This window comes from Nocardia sp. NPDC056100, from assembly GCF_042266325.1.
GTDB lineage: Bacteria > Actinomycetota > Actinomycetes > Mycobacteriales > Mycobacteriaceae > Nocardia.
In genome coordinates this window covers 535,453-552,716 of the sequence record NZ_JBHJVY010000003.1, presented here as the reverse complement: position 1 = coordinate 552,716, position 17,264 = coordinate 535,453, and the positions used below count along the sequence as shown (strand labels likewise).

At 66.6% G+C, this 17,264-nt stretch carries 19 protein-coding genes; 13 read left to right on the top strand and 6 right to left on the bottom strand.

The annotated features are described in order from the left end of the window. The first annotated feature begins 6 nt into the window (after positions 1-6). Together ACFC0O_RS24690 and ACFC0O_RS24685 are read left to right on the top strand one after the other, a co-directional pair. Positions 7-528: a peptidase gene (locus tag ACFC0O_RS24690; protein WP_375961622.1), complete on the top strand. Its 522-nt coding sequence runs from the start codon at positions 7-9 to the stop codon at positions 526-528. Between the two features lie 293 nt (positions 529-821). After that, positions 822-1,541 (top strand): TMEM165/GDT1 family protein, encoded by a 720-nt coding sequence (locus tag ACFC0O_RS24685; protein WP_375961620.1) that lies wholly within the window; start codon positions 822-824, stop codon positions 1,539-1,541. On the opposite strand, the gene ACFC0O_RS24680 is transcribed toward ACFC0O_RS24685, so the two are convergent. Then, complete coding sequence (locus tag ACFC0O_RS24680) at positions 1,512-2,162, bottom strand: TetR/AcrR family transcriptional regulator (protein ID WP_364636930.1); 651 nt, start codon at positions 2,160-2,162, stop codon at positions 1,512-1,514. The genes ACFC0O_RS24685 and ACFC0O_RS24680 overlap by 30 nt on opposite strands. Continuing rightward, complete coding sequence (locus tag ACFC0O_RS24675) at positions 2,162-3,073, bottom strand: SDR family NAD(P)-dependent oxidoreductase (protein WP_375961617.1); 912 nt, start codon at positions 3,071-3,073, stop codon at positions 2,162-2,164. Before ACFC0O_RS24675 ends, ACFC0O_RS24680 begins: the two co-directional genes overlap by 1 nt. Before the next feature lie 185 nt (positions 3,074-3,258). On the opposite strand from ACFC0O_RS24675, the gene ACFC0O_RS24670 reads away from it, so the two are divergent. Then, on the top strand, positions 3,259-4,026 hold the full coding sequence (locus tag ACFC0O_RS24670) for an SDR family NAD(P)-dependent oxidoreductase (protein ID WP_364636926.1): 768 nt from the start codon (positions 3,259-3,261) through the stop codon (positions 4,024-4,026). Between the two features lie 97 nt (positions 4,027-4,123). On the opposite strand, the gene ACFC0O_RS24665 is transcribed toward ACFC0O_RS24670, so the two are convergent. From ACFC0O_RS24665 to ACFC0O_RS24655, 3 genes are all read right to left on the bottom strand, one after another. Then, positions 4,124-4,324, bottom strand: a complete 201-nt coding sequence (locus ACFC0O_RS24665; RefSeq protein ID WP_033085228.1) for a cold-shock protein — start codon at positions 4,322-4,324, stop codon at positions 4,124-4,126. Between the two features lie 248 nt (positions 4,325-4,572). Beyond that, complete coding sequence (htpG, locus tag ACFC0O_RS24660) at positions 4,573-6,525, bottom strand: molecular chaperone HtpG (RefSeq protein WP_375961613.1); 1,953 nt, start codon at positions 6,523-6,525, stop codon at positions 4,573-4,575. Next, positions 6,522-8,171: a TM0106 family RecB-like putative nuclease gene (locus tag ACFC0O_RS24655; RefSeq protein ID WP_375961611.1), complete on the bottom strand. Its 1,650-nt coding sequence runs from the start codon at positions 8,169-8,171 to the stop codon at positions 6,522-6,524. Before ACFC0O_RS24655 ends, htpG begins: the two co-directional genes overlap by 4 nt. A 632-nt stretch (positions 8,172-8,803) precedes the next feature. Between ACFC0O_RS24655 and ACFC0O_RS24650 the strand changes: the two genes are divergently transcribed. The 8 genes from ACFC0O_RS24650 (at position 8,804) to ACFC0O_RS24615 (ending at position 13,788) form a co-directional block, all read left to right on the top strand. Next, positions 8,804-9,445, top strand: a complete 642-nt coding sequence (locus tag ACFC0O_RS24650; RefSeq protein ID WP_375961609.1) for a DUF6474 family protein — start codon at positions 8,804-8,806, stop codon at positions 9,443-9,445. 130 nt (positions 9,446-9,575) lie between these two features. Continuing rightward, the gene (locus ACFC0O_RS24645; RefSeq protein ID WP_375961606.1) at positions 9,576-10,037 is read left to right on the top strand and encodes a hypothetical protein; all 462 of its coding nucleotides are present in this window, start codon (positions 9,576-9,578) and stop codon (positions 10,035-10,037) included. A gap of 44 nt (positions 10,038-10,081) precedes the next feature. Continuing rightward, positions 10,082-10,729 (top strand): YcnI family protein, encoded by a 648-nt coding sequence (locus ACFC0O_RS24640; RefSeq protein WP_375961603.1) that lies wholly within the window; start codon positions 10,082-10,084, stop codon positions 10,727-10,729. Beyond that, on the top strand, positions 10,726-11,262 hold the full coding sequence (locus ACFC0O_RS24635) for a copper resistance protein CopC (RefSeq protein WP_375961601.1): 537 nt from the start codon (positions 10,726-10,728) through the stop codon (positions 11,260-11,262). Before ACFC0O_RS24640 ends, ACFC0O_RS24635 begins: the two co-directional genes overlap by 4 nt. Then, a complete protein-coding gene (locus tag ACFC0O_RS24630) occupies positions 11,259-12,224 on the top strand; it encodes a copper resistance D family protein (RefSeq protein WP_375961598.1) in 966 nt (321 codons plus the stop codon). Before ACFC0O_RS24635 ends, ACFC0O_RS24630 begins: the two co-directional genes overlap by 4 nt. Before the next feature lie 77 nt (positions 12,225-12,301). After that, the gene (locus ACFC0O_RS24625) at positions 12,302-12,763 is read left to right on the top strand and encodes an SRPBCC family protein (RefSeq protein WP_364636910.1); all 462 of its coding nucleotides are present in this window, start codon (positions 12,302-12,304) and stop codon (positions 12,761-12,763) included. Positions 12,764-12,836: 73 nt separating this feature from the next. Further along, the gene (locus ACFC0O_RS24620; protein WP_364636908.1) at positions 12,837-13,217 is read left to right on the top strand and encodes a DUF5313 family protein; all 381 of its coding nucleotides are present in this window, start codon (positions 12,837-12,839) and stop codon (positions 13,215-13,217) included. Between the two features lie 100 nt (positions 13,218-13,317). Beyond that, entirely contained in the window at positions 13,318-13,788 is a 471-nt protein-coding gene (locus ACFC0O_RS24615) for a DUF1707 domain-containing protein (RefSeq protein WP_375961594.1), read from the top strand. Positions 13,789-13,796: 8 nt separating this feature from the next. Here the strand turns inward: ACFC0O_RS24615 and ACFC0O_RS24610 are convergent, their stop codons facing one another. Further along, complete coding sequence (locus ACFC0O_RS24610) at positions 13,797-16,025, bottom strand: serine/threonine-protein kinase (RefSeq protein ID WP_375961591.1); 2,229 nt, start codon at positions 16,023-16,025, stop codon at positions 13,797-13,799. Positions 16,026-16,211: 186 nt separating this feature from the next. Between ACFC0O_RS24610 and ACFC0O_RS24605 the strand changes: the two genes are divergently transcribed. Together ACFC0O_RS24605 and rraA are read left to right on the top strand one after the other, a co-directional pair. Next, a complete protein-coding gene (locus ACFC0O_RS24605; protein ID WP_364636902.1) occupies positions 16,212-16,718 on the top strand; it encodes a nitroreductase family deazaflavin-dependent oxidoreductase in 507 nt (168 codons plus the stop codon). Positions 16,719-16,722: 4 nt separating this feature from the next. Beyond that, the gene (rraA, locus tag ACFC0O_RS24600) at positions 16,723-17,211 is read left to right on the top strand and encodes a ribonuclease E activity regulator RraA (RefSeq protein ID WP_364636900.1); all 489 of its coding nucleotides are present in this window, start codon (positions 16,723-16,725) and stop codon (positions 17,209-17,211) included. The last annotated feature ends 53 nt before the right edge of the window (positions 17,212-17,264 follow it).

Below are 17,264 nucleotides of genomic sequence, written 5' to 3'. Positions count from 1 at the left end.
GCCGCGATGAGCGATCAGATCGGTGTGTTGCCGTTTCAGGCTCATGGGTCGTTGCATGGGTTCGTAATTTCGGGGCGCTGGCCCGACTCCACCAAGGAATGGGCGCAGCTGCTGGTACTCGCGGTGCGGGTGGCCAGTCTGCCCGGGTTGTTGCCGACCACCACCGTGTTCGGGGCGCGGGAAGAGCTGCCCGATGATCCGCAACCCGGGATGGTGGGACTGGTGATCGCCGAGGGGACCGTGCTCGGGGAGGCCGCACTGGCTCCCGGCAGGTTTGCCGAACGTGTGCCGCCCGCATTGATCATGTTGCATCCGCCGCGCGAGACGCGGCCGTCGCTGCCCGAATGCGCGGGCGCGGCATCCGGGACGCTGCTGCTGCCGGGGCTGCCGCATCTGGGACTCGAACATCGGGCGGCCTGGGTGGAAACCGATATGGACGGGGCGGTGACCTCGATGGTTTCGCGGGTGGGCGTCGATCCGATCAGTGATCCCGATACCGCGGTTCTGGCTATGCTGCTGGCCGCTTAAGGGTTCCCGAAACCTCTCGGCAGTGCGTCCAAACTTATTGTGCGCATTGCGATTTCGACTACAGGTGTTTGCGCATGCCGGGTTTGCCGGATAAGGTGGTTCGCAGCGAAGGGGAGTAGCCCCCAATCGTGTAGTCGACATACTGATCCGTTCCAGGGTCCGGCTGCGCGAACCGGGATCCACCGGTGGGCGAGACCTTCGGCCGAGACAAACCAAACCGATCACGGTGCGGATGTCGGCTGAAGCGCCCCCGCATTTCAGTCGACAGGCCGGAGACCTGGGAGCTGACATTCATGATCACCACGATTTTGCTGAGCTTCGGCGCGCTCTTCCTCGCCGAACTGGGTGATAAATCGCAGTTGATGGCCCTGACGTTCGCGCTGCGCTACCGCTGGTGGGTGGTGCTCAGCGCCATCACCGTCGCCAGCATTCTGGTGAACCTCATCGCCGTCGGCGTCGGGCACTTCCTCGGTGCGGCACTGCCCACCGATCTCATCGCGTTCTTCGCCGCCGCCACCCTCATCGCGGTCGGCCTGTGGACGCTGCGCGAACTGCTGCCGGGCAACGCGCCCGAGGACGACGCCGAAACGGTCGCGCCGCAGACCAAGTCGCGGTCGGCGTTCCTGGTTGTGCTGTCCGCGTTTCTGCTCGCCGAACTCGGCGACCGCACCATGTTCGCGACCATGGCATTGGCCACCAAGAACGGCTGGATCGCGGTGTGGATCGGCTCGGTCGCGGGCATGGTCGCGGCGGGCGGGCTCGCGATTCTGATCGGCGTCACGGTCGGCAAGCACATTCCCGAGCGGGCCATCGCGCTCTGCTCCGGACTGCTGTTCCTGTACTTCGGCGCGGTCACGCTGCTCGGCGCGCTGGCGCCGGAACTGGGGACGCTGGGCAACATCGCCCTCGGCGCGGTACTGCCCGCGGCGGCCGGTGCGGTGCTGATGCTGTTGCGGCGCAAGCACTCCGCCCCGGCAACCGATTCAGTCGTCGAGCGGACTCTCGCCGAATAGCGCGCCCGCACGGCGGACCAGATTGGTCAGGGGTTCGCGCAGGGCGCGCAGGCCGTCGATATCGCCCACTGCGATGCGATTGGTGACCATGGCGCTGAGCGCGGCCACCAGGGTTTGGCAGGCGAAGCGCTGTTCCTCGGTGTCGGCGCGCAGAATGTCCGCGACCATGGCGACGAAGGTTTCCTGCAGGCTGGTGCGGCGGATGATGGCCTCGGGGCCGACCGCGTACACCTCGACGAGAAACAGTCTGGCATAGGCGGGTTCGGCGGCGAGGGCGTCCAGATACGCGCCCAGCACGCGTTCGATGCGCTCGGATTGGGTTTCCCCATCGAACTCCGCGCCCGTGACGGCGAGGATGCCGGTGAGCATGAGTTCCACCGCGCGCTCGTACGCGGCCTCGAAACAGTCTTCCTTGGAACGGAATTGCTCGTAGAAGGTTTCCCGCGACACACCCGCGCGTTTGATGACCGCGGCGACAGGTGTTCCGACATAACCGTTTTCGGCCATCGCCTCGGCCATTGCCAGCAGGATGCGGTCGCGTTGCGCGGCGACCACGGTCTCGCGCGGCAGGCCGTGGCGGCCGCGGGGCAGTTGGCGGGAGGTGACTGCCGAATCGGGCATCAGGCGAGCTTCCTCATTCTGCTCGGGCGGGCGGGCTGCTCGGTGGTGAAGGCCACCGGTTCGGTGCGCGCCACTTCCAGACCCGGTGCGACACCGTGCCGCAGAGCGTAGTCGACAACCCGCTGCCCGACCCCTCGGAAGCTCAGCACCACACCCACCCAGTACGGCGAGAACACCCGGCGGGAGCGGCGGGCCAGGGCGCGTTCCATAGCGTCGATGGCTGGGCCCAGCGGTGCGATGCCCGAGACCGTGCTGCGGCCGAGAATGCTGCGCGCGGCATCGGTGCCGAAACCGCGACTGGTCATATCGGTGTCGAGTTCGGCGAAGTAGGCCATGCCGACCTTCGCGCCGGTGTGGCGCAGCTCTATCCGCAGGGTGTCGCCGAGGGCTTCCACCGCGGCCTTGGACGCGCTGTACGCACCGGCCAGGGGTAGGTGGATGGCGGCGGCCAGTGAGGACACCAGCAGCACGTACCCGCCCGGATGCGCGATATGCGGGCCCGCGGCGCGCAGCGTGTAGTACGCGCCGAGCACGTTCACGGTGAGCGTCTGTTCCAGCACCGTCGGATCGCCGTGCAGCAGCGAAAGTTGCCGGGCGATACCGGCATTCACCACCACCGCGTCCAAACCACCCAGTTCGACGGTGAGCGAGTTGACCACGCGCTGCACCTGGGCGGGATCGCCGACATCGCAGTAGCGCCAGGGGGCGTCACCGCAGTCGGCGGCGACCTCGGCCAGCAGTCCCTCTTCGATGCCCAGGAGCGCCACGAAAGCGCCGTGGGCATGCAACTGCCGGGCGAGAGCCGCCCCGATACCGCGGGCGGCACCGGTGATCAGGATGCGTTGCCCGGCGACCTGCCGGGCGGGAGATAGGAGACCACGGCGCGAACGTCGGGCCGCGTGGGCGTTCATAGCAGCGACAGTAGCACTCAACGAACACCCATGTTCGCAAACGGGGTAGTTGTCTTTTCGCCTGCGCAAACCAGACGACCTTCTTCCGCAGCCCCCGCGCGGAGGACAGCGGAGGGCGGAAATTACAGTGCCTATTGACGGAGGGCCAGTGAGAGGGCGCTCCACGTTCGAGAGGACCAATCACCGTGGAGATTTCCGGCTCCGCCGCCATCGTCACCGGAGGTGCTTCCGGCCTCGGTGCGGCCACCGCCAAGCGCCTCGCCGACGCCGGCGCCACTGTGTTCGGCCTGGACCTGGCCCAGTCGATCGAGCGCGCGGGCGACAGCGTCCCGGCCGGTGTGACCCTGATCCCGACCGACGTCACCAGCGGTGACGAGGTGGCCGCCGCGGTCGCCAAGGTCGTGGAATCCGGTGTGCCACTGCGCATCGTCGTCAACTGCGCCGGTGTGGGCTGGGCGGGACGCATCCTGTCCAAGAACGGACCGCACGATCTCGAGCTGTTCCGCACGGTCATCACCGTGAACCTGCTCGGCTCGTTCAATGTCATGCGCCTGGCCGCCGACGCCATCTCCAAGACCGAGCCGGTCGACGAGTACGGCCAGCGCGGCGTCATCATCAACACCGCCTCCGTGGCGGCGTTCGAGGGCCAGATCGGGCAGATCGCCTACTCCGCCTCCAAGGGCGGCGTCGCCGGTATGACCATCCCGGCCGCGCGTGACCTGGCGCAGTTCGGCATTCGCGTCAACACCATCGCCCCCGGCATCATCGACACCCCGATGCTCGCCGGTGTCACCGAGGAATACCGCAAGGGCCTCGAGGCGGGCGTTCCCTTCCCGTCCCGCCTGGGCCGCCCGGATGAATACGCGCAGCTCGCGCAGTACATCACCGAGCACGACTACCTGAACGGCGAGACCATCCGCATGGACGGCGCTCTCCGCATGGCCCCGCGTTAAGCGTTGAAACGGCACAAGGCCCGCACGGATTACCGTGCGGGCCTTGTTATTTCACGAGGTCGGCGGACGCGGAGGCTTCAGCGCCCTGCCGGAAATCTCAGTGGGGGCGGACGGCCGCGGCTTGCGGACCCTTCTTGCCCTCGGTGATTTCGAAGCTCACGGCCTGGCCCTCTTCGAGCTGGCGGTAGCCGTTGCCTTCGATTTCAGAGTAGTGAACGAACACATCGGGGCCGTCCTCGCGGGCGATGAAGCCGTAGCCCTTCTCCGCGTTGAACCACTTGACGGTGCCCTGAACCATAACTTTCTCCTGCTGGATGTTGCATCGGCCGCCGCGGTCACGGCGACCGGGTCGAATCAGAAGGCGACTTGCAGCTTGCCTGGCAAGAGAAGCGCCCGCACGATGTTCAGCGCGAGCATGTGAGACACGAACACGAAAAACTTACGACCAAGCAGTACAACGTATGGCGTTCCAGCGAGTTCCCCGGTTCGGCGGATCATCGCGCGCGTCACAATCGCGCCGAACCGGGTATGACCGAAATCCGCCAGTCAGAGGGTTTTGGTGAGGCGGTCGGCGAGCACCCGGGCGAACCGCGCCGGATCCTTGAGCTCGCCGCCCTCGGCCAGAACCGCTGTGCCGTAGAGCAGTTCGGCGGTCTCGGTGAGGTCGGCGGGCTTGTCCGCGTCATCCTTGACCTTGGCGAACGCATCCCGCAGGCCGGTGACCAGGGGGTGCGAGGGGTTCAATTCCAGGATCCGCTTGGATTCGGGCAGCGCCTGACCGGAGGCCCGGTACATGCGTTCCAGCAGCGGCGTGAAATCGAATACGTCACCCACGATGCAGGCGGGCGAGGTGGTGAGGCGGGAGGTCAGGCGGACCTCCTTCACATTCTCGTCCAGGGCGGTGGTCAGCCAGCCGAGCAGATCGGCGAAATCCTTGTCCTGCGCCTCGCGCAGGGCCTCGGACTCCTTCTTCTCGTCCTCCGACTCCAGATCCACCTCGCCCTTGGCGATGGATTGCAGTGGCTGACCGGCGAACTCGGGCACCGAACCGACCCACATCTCGTCGACCGGATCGGTCAGCACCAGCACCTCGAGGCCCTTGGCCTTGAAGGCTTCCATATGCGGGGAGTTCTCGATCTGCTCGCGGGACTCGCCCGTCATGTAGTAGATCGCCGTCTGGGTCTCCGGCATCCGCTCCACGTACTGGGCGAGGGTGGTGAGCTCCTCGGTCGAATGCGTGGACGCGAAAGACGAGACGCCCAGGATGGTTTCGCGATTATCGGCGTCGGAGAGCATGCCCTCCTTGAGAACTCGGCCGAACTCGCGCCAGAACGTCTGGTACTTGGACTGATCCTCGGCCTTCTGCAAATCCTTGACCGTGGACAGCACCTTCTTCACCAGGCGCTTCTGAATCATCCGGATCTGCCGGTCCTGCTGCAGGATCTCGCGAGAGACATTGAGCGACAGGTCCTGTGCGTCCACCACGCCCTTGACGAAGCGCAGATACTCCGGCATCAGCTCTTCGCAGTTGTCCATGATGAACACGCGGCGGACATACAGCTGCACGCCGCGCTTGTGCTCACGGGTGAACAGGTCGAACGGCGCGGTCGAGGGCAGGAACAGCAGCGCCTGATATTCGAACGTGCCCTCCGCCTTCATCGGAATGACCTCCAGCGGGTCATCCCAGGCGTGCGAGACGTGCTTGTAGAACTCCTTGTACTCCTCGTCGGTGACCTCGCTCCTGGGGCGGGTCCACAGCGCCTTCTGGGAGTTCAGGGTCTGGGTTTCGGTGAGCGTCTTCTCGGTCTGCTCCTCGCCCTCACCGTCCATGACGGTGCGTTCCACATCCATGCGGATGGGCCAGGCGATGAAATCCGAGTACTTCTTCACGATTTCGCGGAGCTTCCACTCCATCGTGTAATCGAAGAGGTGGTCCTCGTCATCGGCGGGCTTGAGGTGCAGCGATACCGACGTGCCCTGCGGGGCCTCGTCGAGTTCCTCGATCGTGTAGGTGGAGCTGCCCGCGGCGGATTCCCAACGGGTGCCGGTGGTTTCGCCCGCCTTGCGGGTGGTCAGGGTGACCTTGTCGGCCACCATGAAGGTCGAATAGAAGCCGATGCCGAACTGGCCGATCAGCTCTTCGGCGGCGGCATCGGATTTGGTTTCCAACAGCTGCTTGCGCAGCGTGGCCGTTCCCGACTTGGCGAGCGTGCCGATCAGATCCACCACCTCGGCACGGGACATGCCGATGCCGTTGTCGCGGACGGTCAGCACGCGCTGATCGCGATCCACCGACAACTCGATGTGCAGATCCGAGATATCGGCCTGCAAATCCTTGTCGCGGAACGATTCCAGGCGCAGCTTGTCCAGCGCGTCCGAGGAATTCGAGATCAGCTCCCGCAGGAACGTGTCTTTATTCGAATACACCGAGTGAATCATCAGCTCCAGCAGCTGATGGGTCTCGGCCTGAAACTCCAGGTGCTCGACGTGTTCGGTCACGACGCGATATTACGTCGCGCGAAATCCGCGATGGCGGGAACCTCGGCATCGGCCCGATCGGTCATCCAGTCGCGCAGCACCTTCGTCGCCTGCACATCGTCCTCGTTGTACTCCAGGATGCGGGTGCGCTGCGACATGTCCGGTTCGCCGCCGTCGTAGGCGACGGCCAGGCGGTACCAGCTCATGGATGCCTCACCGCCCGCCTCCGGATCGCGCCAGGAGAAACCGGCGACCGGGGCGATCTTCTTCAGGCCCTTGCCGTTCGGGCAGATGAACTGCTCCGACACCGCCTGGAACATGTCCACCCACTGCGGGCTGTCCACGAACTTCTGGATATCGCGCTCGGTCGGGATGCCGGGCATGCCCGCGAAACGACGGGCCGACTCGTACAGCCACTTGTCCTCGGCGGTGCGCGAATAGCAGTAGGCGGCAAAGGTTTTGCCGTCGGCGGCGGCCTGCGCGCGGGTTTCCATCAGCCACGCCCAGAATTCGGCGAAGGAACGGCCCTCATCCTCGGTGGGCAGCGGATCCCAGGTGACGAAAGGGCGGTAGACGCCGTCCAGCAGAGTGCCCCACAGGTATGCGCCGTGCTCCTGGAAGCTCTCCAGATCGACGTCCACCTCGACGTCGGCGCGGGTCACCCGAACCTGATCGACGCGGCGGACCAGCGGGGCTCCGGTGGCCCAAGCACGCGCGGTCACAATGGTTTCGGTGAACGGCTCGAAATGCCAGTCGTCCGGATCATCGCCCGTCCAGGCGGCGAGATCGTCGATGGTGTGCACATCGTGGCGGCGCAGCACCTCGGCGCGCGCGCCCGGGGCGACCAGGCTGATATCGCGGTGTTCGGCCAGCCACTTCTCACAGCTGAGCGCGCCCTCCTCGGGAGCGCGGGTCCACCACGGGCATTGGCGGCATTCGGGGACCTTCGACGGGACCGTCGGCAGCTCGCCGCGCACCACCGCGATGCGGTCGGCATAGCGGCGGTCGTAATCGTCCAGGATGGGGCCCAGATCGTGAATCAGGATGCGGTCGAAGGCATATCCGATCGCACCGCCCACCAGGGCGGGGCTGGCATAGCCGTGCCGCTGCAGCATGCGATACAGGTGCGCCAGGCGCTGCTGATCACGCGGCTGCGGGCGAGTGCGGACGTAGCGGTCCGGCTTTGGGGTCCAGGAGTACAGGCCGCTGGTGATCGGATGGAAGTCCGCCGGATCCGGCTGCCGCGGATCGGTCACCTTGTGATTGACCACCACGATCGGGATGTATCCGCCGCGATCCGCGTCCCGCCACAGGATTTCGCAACCACCGCGCCGGCCGGTGTCCGCCTCCTGCGGCAGCAGGCCGCCCCAGATGCGGTCCGCGCCCGCCGCCATCGCCGCCATCGTCGCCTCCGCGCGACGGCCCGCCGACTGGGCGGCGTCGATGACGGTCCAGCGCTCCGGATCGCCCCCGACGAGCGTGTCCCGCACCTGAATTCGATGCGCGGCCGCCGCATCCCGTCGCTGCTGCACCCCGGCGTCCTCGGTAACTCCGGTCAGCACCTGGGGATGCGAGGAGTCCAAAAGCAGCCGGTGCCGGCAGCCGATCAAGGCCCGCGCGTCAAGAAACGCGGCCCGCTCGCCATGGTCACCGATGCCCGAATACACGGATAGCAGTATGGCGCTATCCCCCGACACTCCGACCCCCGCGCCCCTCGGCGCGCGGAGAAGATGATGCGAGCGAGGGGCGCGCACCCCCGGGTGGTGCGAAAACACTCCGGGGCTCCGCCCCCGAACCCCCGACAGAGGGAAGGGGGGACGCTGACGCTGAGTCTTGGGGGCTCCGCCCCCAAACCCCCAATGACGAAGGGACGCGAGCAGACCCCGGCGGCGGAGAGGAGTCCGAACTCGGGCCCAGGATCCGCGCCCCGCCGGGCGGAGAGTTGACGAACAGCGCTCGGCGTCGTTGCGGGGGTGCGGAGAGTTCACGAACAGCGCTCGGCGTCGTTGCGGGGTACGGCGAGTTCACGAACAGCGCTCGGCGTCGTTGCGGGGTACGGCGAGTTGACGGACAGCGCTCGGCGTCGTTGCGGGGGTTTGGGGGCGAAGCCCCCGAGACCTAGCGTCAGCGTCCCCCCATTCCTCGAACCGCGGAGGCGGGCGGTTCGTTGATTGGGCATGGTGTTCGCTCGGTTGGCTGGGGAAACGATAGGGTGGCGGTCAAACTGTGTTTCATGGGCGGACAGGCAATTCCCCCGGCCCTGTGCTGCCATGGCGAACCAGCATGACGGAGGCCATCTATGGGGTTGTTCACCAAGCGCAAGAAGAAGGTCAGCCGGCGGGCTGAGGCCAAGGCGCTGAAGCACAAGGCCGGTATGGAGGCCAAGCTCGGGGCTCGCAATGAGCGGAAGAAGCATCGGGGTGAGGCTCGGTTGCAGCGGAAGATCGCCAATGCGGAGATCTCCAAGCTGCAGGCCGAGGAGAAGGCCGCGGTGAAGCTGGCCGCCAAGGCCGAGCGGGATCCGTTCAGCGTGGCCTCGGTGCGGAAGTATCTGGGAGTTGCCCGGATTCTGGTGCCGGTGCTGGCACCGCTCGCCTATCGCGGCGCGACCATGTTGCGCGGGCAGTTGGATACGCGGCGGGCGCAGCAGTTGGGCGTCGGGGTGAATCAGCTCGGCGAGTTCGCCGGTCCGGGTGCGAAATTGCAGGCCCGGCTGGCGAATGTGGAGAGCACGCTCACCGATCTGGAGAAGAAGAACCCGAAGGACTCCGATACCGCGAAATTCGTCGCCGCCACGCGCGATCGGCTGGAGAGCCTGACCACCGCCGTGCGCACGGCCGCGCAGATGCCCGTGCAGCGGCGGCGCGCCGTGCACGCCTCCATCTCGAACGAGCTCTCCGGTATCGAAGCCGATGTGCTCGCCCGCCTCGGCGTGAACTGATCAGTACCCCACGATGACGCACCGCGTACGAGCAGGCAGCCGGGTACCACGCCCGCGGACTGTCCTCGTACGCGGTTCCGCATCGCGGGTGCCGCACAAGGCATTTCGCGGCAGTCTCGCCGGTGCCGCGATGGCCGTGCTCGCGATCGCCGCGCACGGTATCGCGGGCGGCGGCTATCCGGATTCGGCCGGATCGACCCTGTTACTGCTGGTCAGTGCCGCGATCGGGGCATCGGCGGCGGTACTGCACTCCCCCGGCACGCTGCCCGTCCTGATGGTGCTCGGGCAACCGGCCTGCCATCTGGCGTTGAGCGGCGCGGCCCATCACGGGCACGTCTCGGGGGCAATGGATTTCGTGAACGACGGCGTCATGCTCGCGGCGCATGCCGTGGCGGCCGTGCTGTTCGCGGTGCTGATTCTGGCGGCCGAGCGGCTGTACGGGCTTGTCTCGCAGGCGGTTCGAGCGGTGCTCGCCCGCCCCGCCGCGCCCGTCATCGGGCGCGCGGCTGCTCGCTGGGCCGCGGGGGTGGAGTCGCTGGGGCGGCTCGCGGTGGGGGCCAATGGGTCTCGGGCTCCGCCGGTTGCGGCGTGACTTCCTCGCACCCGTAACCCTTTGCCAGAAAAGGCCATTCACTCATGCTTATTTCCTCTTCGCGCGCGCTCGGCACGGTCGTCGCGGCCGCGAGTTTGACGCTGCTGGGCACCGGAATCGCGTCCGCGCATGTCACCGTCGACGCGCCGGGCGCGTCGCAGGGCGGGTACGCGGTCGCCACCTTCAAGGTGCCGACCGAATCCGATACCGCCTCCACCACCAAAGTCAGTGTGGTGCTGCCGAATTTGAAGAGCGCCCGCACCGAACCGCTGCCGGGCTGGACCGCCAAGGTGGACAAGAACGACAAGGGTGAGGCCGTCGCCGTCACCTGGACCGCCGATCCCGGCAATGCCGGTGTCGCGCCCGGTCAGTTCCAGCGCTTCGTGCTGTCGGTCGCGCTGCCCAAGCAGGAGAAGGTCGCCTTCCCTGCCACCCAGACCTACAGCGACGGCAAGGTCGTGGTCTGGGATCAGAAGGACAACCCGGACGGCAGCGAGCCCGAGCATCCGGCTCCCGCGCTGACCCTGGCGGCCGGTGGCGGCGACGACGATCACGCCGCGACCACCACCGAGGCCAAGGAAGACAAGGGCACCGACAACACCGCCCGCTGGCTCGGCGGCATCGGCCTGGTGCTGGGCGCGCTCGGTGCGGCCCTGGGTCTGGGCAGCGTCATCCGCGGTCGCAAGTCATGAGCCGCAAGCTCTTCGCCGGTGTACTCACCGGTCTGCTGATCACCGGTTTCGCCCTGCTGGGCGGCGGTGTGGCGAATGCGCATTCGGCGGCCATCGGCTCCAGTCCGGAGAACGGCTCGCAGATCAACGTCTCCCCCGCGCGGGCGAGCGTCACCTTCAATGAGAATCTGCAGGAGAGCTACCCGTCCATGACGGTCACCGGACCGGACGGCAACCTGTGGTCCAAGGGCCAGCCCAAGGTGGAGGGCCCGACGGTCAGCATCGAGGTCGGCGAGCTCGGCCCGACCGGCGATTACAAGATCGCGTACCGGGTCACCTCGGCGGACGGGCATCCGGTCAGCGGCACCCGCACCTTCACGCTCACCAAGGCGGGCAACGGAACTCCCGGTCCGAAGGCCGACTCCTCGGCCAAATCGGGCGGTTCCGGTGGCGGCGGAGTGCCGCTGTGGGTGTTCATCGCGGGCGCGGTGGTGCTGTTCGGCGGCGGGCTGGCCTTCGCACTGCTGGGCGGGCGGGGCAAGCAGCGTCAGTGAACCGGTCCGAGGGCACCGATCGCCGCCGCGAGCGCGGGACGACCGGCGACAGTCCACTGAGATGGCTACTGCTGCTGGTCATTCCGCTCGCACTGTGCGGTTGGGCGCTGGCCTGGGCGCTCGCGGCGAACGATCCCGTCCAGGCGGAAGCGCCGGTGCGGGTGCTCGCCGACTGCGCGGGCGCGATCGTGCTCGGCGCGGCCGCGCTGCCGCGGCTGTCCGAACGCCTGTCCCCGCCGTGGCGGCTGCTCACCGTCGCCGCGGGGGTCTGGGCGGTCATGGAATTCGCGATGCTGGTGCTGGAAGCCTCCGAGGTACAGGGCATTCGGGTCGCGAAGCTGGGCGCGGGACAGTTCGGCGACTACCTCACCACGGTGAGCGGCGGGCAGATCGGTATCGCACTGCTGATCGGCAGCGGCGCGGTCGCGATGTACAGCGCCTTCGGTTTTCGCAATCCGGATCGGGTGACGGCGGATCTGGTGCTGGTGTTCACCGCGGTGACCCTGGCACTGCGCCCGATCACCGGGCATATGTCGCAGCAGAGTTTCGGATCGGTGCTGGGCGCGGTGCACGCGCTGGCCGCCTCGGCCTGGTTCGGGGTGCTGCTGGCGCTGGCGCTGACCGTGCGCACCCGGGGTGAGTGGGCGGTGCTGCTCCCCCGCTATTCGCGCTGGGCGCTGCCGCTGGCCGCCACGGTGACCCTGACGGGCATCGTGAACGGCCTGGTTCGGGTCGGCGGGCTCACCGAATTGGCGACCACCGGATACGGGCGGCTGCTGCTGGCCAAGACGGTGATCCTCATCGCGCTGCTGGCGCTGGGCTGGCGGTGGCGGCGCACCTGGGTGCCGGTGGCCGCCGATCACCGCATGGACGCGCAATCCTCTTTGCGCCGTGCGATTTTCGAAGTGCTGTTGATGGCGGTGGTGTTCGGTGTCGCGGGCACGCTGGCGGTGACCGCGTAGGAATCGGCGGCGCGCGCCGAATGTGGCGCTCACCTCATCATCCGCGCATGAATTTGCAACAGGTTACTGTCGTGCGCATGACCGAAGTCAAGATCGTCGCGGACTGCACCGCCTCGGCGGAATCCGCCTTCGCCTACGTCAACGATTACAACAATCTGCCCAAATTCATCAATGAGATCAACAGCTTCAAGCCGCTGACCGAGCAGACCGAGGGCGTCGACGCCACCTTCGACGGCACCATCGGACTGGGCCCGGTCTCACTGCATTCCACGATCAAGATCGTGCGGCACGAACCCGGTAAAGCCATCGCGGTGAAGTCCATCAAGGGCTTCGAGATCGAATCCACCTTCCTGTTCCACGACCGGGGCGACGAAGCCTGCACCATCGACGCCATCGTCGACTACCGGGTGCCCGGCGGCATCGCCGGAAAACTGCTCGGCAAGACCATCGAGCCGTTCGTGAAACTGGCCGTGAAGAGCTCGACGCACAACCTGGTGACGCAGGTCGCCGCATTCCACAAAGAACGCACCAGCGCCTGATCGCCCGGGGTCGCCAAAGCCGCCGACCCCCCGAATATTTGTCCGATTCGGCCACGGCGGGGATGCTGGGCACATGCCCGAACGCAGCACCCCGACCCTCGCGCAGCGCCTCGGCTATATCTGCGGCCGCACGCTGCCACCGTCGATGACGGACTGGGTGCGCGACGATGTCATCGGTCCCGGAGCCACCCGCCGCTATCTGCTCCGCATTCTGATTCCGATCATTCCGGTGCTGTGCCTGTTCCTGCTCATCCCCGGTCCGCTCTGGATGCGCCTGGCCATGATGGCGCTGCTGTATCTGCCGCTGATCTATTTCACGGTCGCGCTCACCTATGTGTTCCGGCGCAACAAACTCATCAAGCACGGACTCGATCCGGCGCTCGCGGACGCCGATCGGCGCGATCGTGAAGCCGCCGAACGACAGTCGTACGAACAACGGCACGGCCGAGCCTGAGCGTTCCCTGTGGTTCCGGTCTCGAATGCGGTGCGATCCGTGGATACCGGCCTAATCTCGGTGAGAAGACCTATACCGCTTCGGGTTCACGGAGAACCACATGCAACCGTATTGGAATCCCGCACAACTGCGAGCCGGCGATGCCGACCGGGAACGCGTGATCGAGGGCCTGAATCAGTGTTTCAGCGACGGCCGGATCACCGCCGATGAACTCTCCGAGCGAATAGGGCAGACCTTCAACGCCCGCACCTTCGCCGACCTCGATATGGTGCTCACGGGGTTGCCCGTGGTGCGGCCCAGGCCGCCGATGCCGGGCATGTCGGTGATTCCGGGCAATGCCCCGATGTACTACCGGCAGCATCGGCAGCAGCAGTGGAATGGCATGGGGCTCACCGCGTTCATGCTCGGCCTCTTCGGATTCGTCTGCGGTATCACCGCCATCCCGGCGGTCGCACTGGGTGCGGCCGCGATCGCCATCGACCCCAAACGCCAGGACAAGGGCTTCGCCATCGCCGGAGTCGCCGCGGGCGGATTCTGGCTACTGCTGTTCGCACTGCTCATGCTGAACTGACGAGCGGCTCAACGGAAATCCGAATGCGAGGACACCGCGCGCTCGAACGCCCGCAAATCCGCCTCCAATTGCCGGAAAAGCCAATAGTCGCCTAGGAATCCGAGCACACCGGCCAGGCACAGCCATTTGATCGGGCCGATCGCCAGGGACACCTCGTGCGGGGTCAGGAACAGCAGACTGGTCACCACGCCGATCAGCGGAATCGCCACGGCCACCGCCAGATAACGGGTGCAGCGGCGGCCCAGCGCGCGCAGCGCGTCCTGATCACCGGCCATCTCACCGTGCGTCAGCAAACGCGGATAGAAACAGCGCACCACGAAGAACGTCACCAGGAAGAACGGGTACGCGACCGCCACCGCACCCGAAACCAGCAGTGTCGCGGTCAGATTCACCAGCTGACCCGTGGACAGATCGGTATAGACCAGTAGCGAAATCGCCGCCACGATCGCCGACACCACCCACCACAGGAATGCCAGCAGTGCCACCCGATCACCATTGACCAGGGTGTCCCGGCGCGCACGGGCCAGAATCTCCGGGTCATAGCTGCGGCCCCGGCGCAGCCCGCGCCACACGATGAACGCGCGACGGCACAGGTAATTGGTGACGATGATCGCCGCGGGCGTGGTGAACAACGCCAAACCCGCACCCACCGTTTGCAGATGCTGCCGCTCGGTCTCGGTGAACCAGATATCCCACAGCGGGCCGTTGTGCAGATTCGCGTACGCCATACCGAGGAAATCGCCCAGGAAACTCGCGGCCGTCACCAACAGCAGCAGCGACCACGGTCCGACCCTGGCGCGCAAGCTGTTTCGCGGCGGATCCACCAGATCGCGGGCGCGGTGATCCAGGCACAGATCCAGCTGCTGCGCCAGCGCCGCGCCGTTCACCCAGCGGTCGTCACGATGCGGGGCAAGACATTTCAGCAGTACCCGGCGCAGGGTCGGCGGGCAGTCGGCCGGAAGCTGTTCCAGGTATTGCGGATCGATCTCGCGCTGCCGCAGGCGCAGCATGCGTTCCAGCGAGGATTCCGAATCGCCCGCGCGGGTCTCATCGTCGAAGGGGCGATGACCGGTGAGCAGCTCCCACAGCACCACGCCGAGCGCGAAGATATCGGAGCGGCCGTCCAAATCCTCTGCGGTATCCGGCAATTGCGGATGGCAGGCGGCCAGCTGCTCCGGCGACATGTACGCCAGCGAACCGCCGAAATACGCGAGCGGGCTCGTCCCCGCCACGTGCAGGCTGAAACTGATATTGAAATCCGCGAGCTTGGGAATGCCGTCCGCGGTGAGCAATACATTGGCGGGCTTGATATCCCGGTGCAGCACACCGTTGTCCGCCGAATAGTCGAGGGCGCGGGCCAGCCTGCTGCCCAGCCACGCCACCGTCTCCGGCCAGGTGTGCGCGGCGATGGCGGTGCGGGTCGCCGATTCGCTCGGCACCAATCCGCCCTTGTCGCGCATGGCCGTATCGACCGCTTCCAGCAGCAGCCCGCCATCGCGCTCCGCCTCGGGGCGGGTGCGCACCAGGCTCAGCACCTTCGACAGCGTGCCGCCGGGCAGGTACTGCATGTACATGAGTTTGAGTTCGCGCTCATCCATCAGACGCTGATCGAAAACCCGCACGATGTTCTCGTGATCCAGCTGGGCCAGGGTCTCGGATTCGGTGCCGTGATTCTGCGACACCTTCACCGCCACCAGGCGCTGCATGGAACGCTGCCGGGCCAGGAAGACCCTCGCGAACGCGCCCGCGCCCAATTCGACCAGCAGATCGAAATCGTCGACGCGGTCACCGACCTCGATGCCCTCCAGGGCGGCGCGGGCGCGCGGGCTGGCGATCAGGGTGCTGCGATAGTCGCGTTCACCCCAGGCGACCTCGGTGAGCGCGGCCTCGGTGGGATAACCGCTCTCGTCGATACCGCGACCGGAACGGCGCAGCGCGTGGAATTCCTCGTAGGCCAGATCGGGGGGCAGCGGACCGGAGCGGAGTTCGTCGTATTCCAGGCGATATTCGGCCAGGCGCTTCGGGAAGTCGTAGCGGATCCAGCGGTATTCCAGATCCACCTTGATCAACTCGATCAGGCACAGGCGGCGGAATTGGGTTGCCTGCGGCAGGAATTCGGACAGTTCCGGTGGCCGGCCCGCCTGCTCCCAGGCCGCGGCGAAGCGTGCCGCGACCGCCGTGAGCAGCGAGCGGGTCTCGCCGACAGCGTCCGAGTCGATCGCAGACTCCAACCTCATGCCCTCCGCGTACACCATGGCAACCGGTCCTCCTCCGGTGCGGCCACCGACTTCAGTATGCGCCCGCAACTCGGTACTGGCGTACCGAATTACCTGCGCGGACACGGTCGCGGAGGCGGCCACGACGAGCCTTGAACCGTCGCGACGGGCGGACAGCACACCGTCGCGGGCACTAATGTTCCGGACATGAGTGAGCAGTTTCCGGACCGTATCTGGGGTTCGCGCACCAATCTTCTTTCCCGCGTTGCCAGTCCGTTCGCCGCGACCAAGCTCGGGTCACTGGTGATACGCAAGCTCACGCCGCTGGATCGGCGGATCCTCGAGCGCACCGGCGGCAAATACACCGTGCTCGGGCCGATCGGCGCGCCCGTCATCCTGCTCACCACCATCGGGCGCAAATCCGGGCAGCCGCGCACCACCCCGCTGCTGTACGTGCACGACGGGGACACGCTGTACGTCATCGGCAGCAATTTCGGACAGGAACACCATCCGGCCTGGACCGGGAACCTGCTGGTCAATCCGGACGGCGAGGTCACCATCGCGGGACAGCGGATTCCGGTGCGCGCCAGCCTCATCGAGGACGAGGCGCGCAAGGGCGAGATCTTCACGCGATTCGAGGAGACCACGCAGGCGTACACCGCCTACAAGAACCGCACCGCGCGTGATTTGCGTATTTTCGCCCTGACAAGATAAGCGGGTGACCGAATCAGCAAACATCGTGGCGACCGCCGACCTAGCCGATGAGATCGGCCCCGAGATCCGCAGCTGCGACACCCAGTTCATTCAATTCGGCGGCCGCGAAGCCTTCGCCGGCCGCATCGTGACCATCCGCTGCTTCCAGGACAACCTGCTGGTCAAGCAGACCCTCGGCGAGCCGGGCAACGGCCGGGTGCTGGTCGTCGACGGCGGCGCGAGCATTCACACCGCCCTGGTCGGCGACATCATCGCGGGCCGCGGCGTCGACAACGGCTGGTCCGGCGTGATCGTCAACGGCGCGGTGCGCGATTCGGCGATCCTGCGGACGCTGGACATCGGCGTCAAGGCGCTGGGCACCAACCCGCGCAAGAGCACCCAGACCGGATCGGGCGAGAAGGATGTGCCGGTGGAGTTCGGCGGCATCACTTTCACCCCGGGCGACATGCTCTACAGCGACCATGACGGCGTCGTCGTCCGTTCCGAGGACTGAACAACTCTCGTAACTCTCAGGGGCTCCGCCCCTGAAACCCCAACAGCGACACC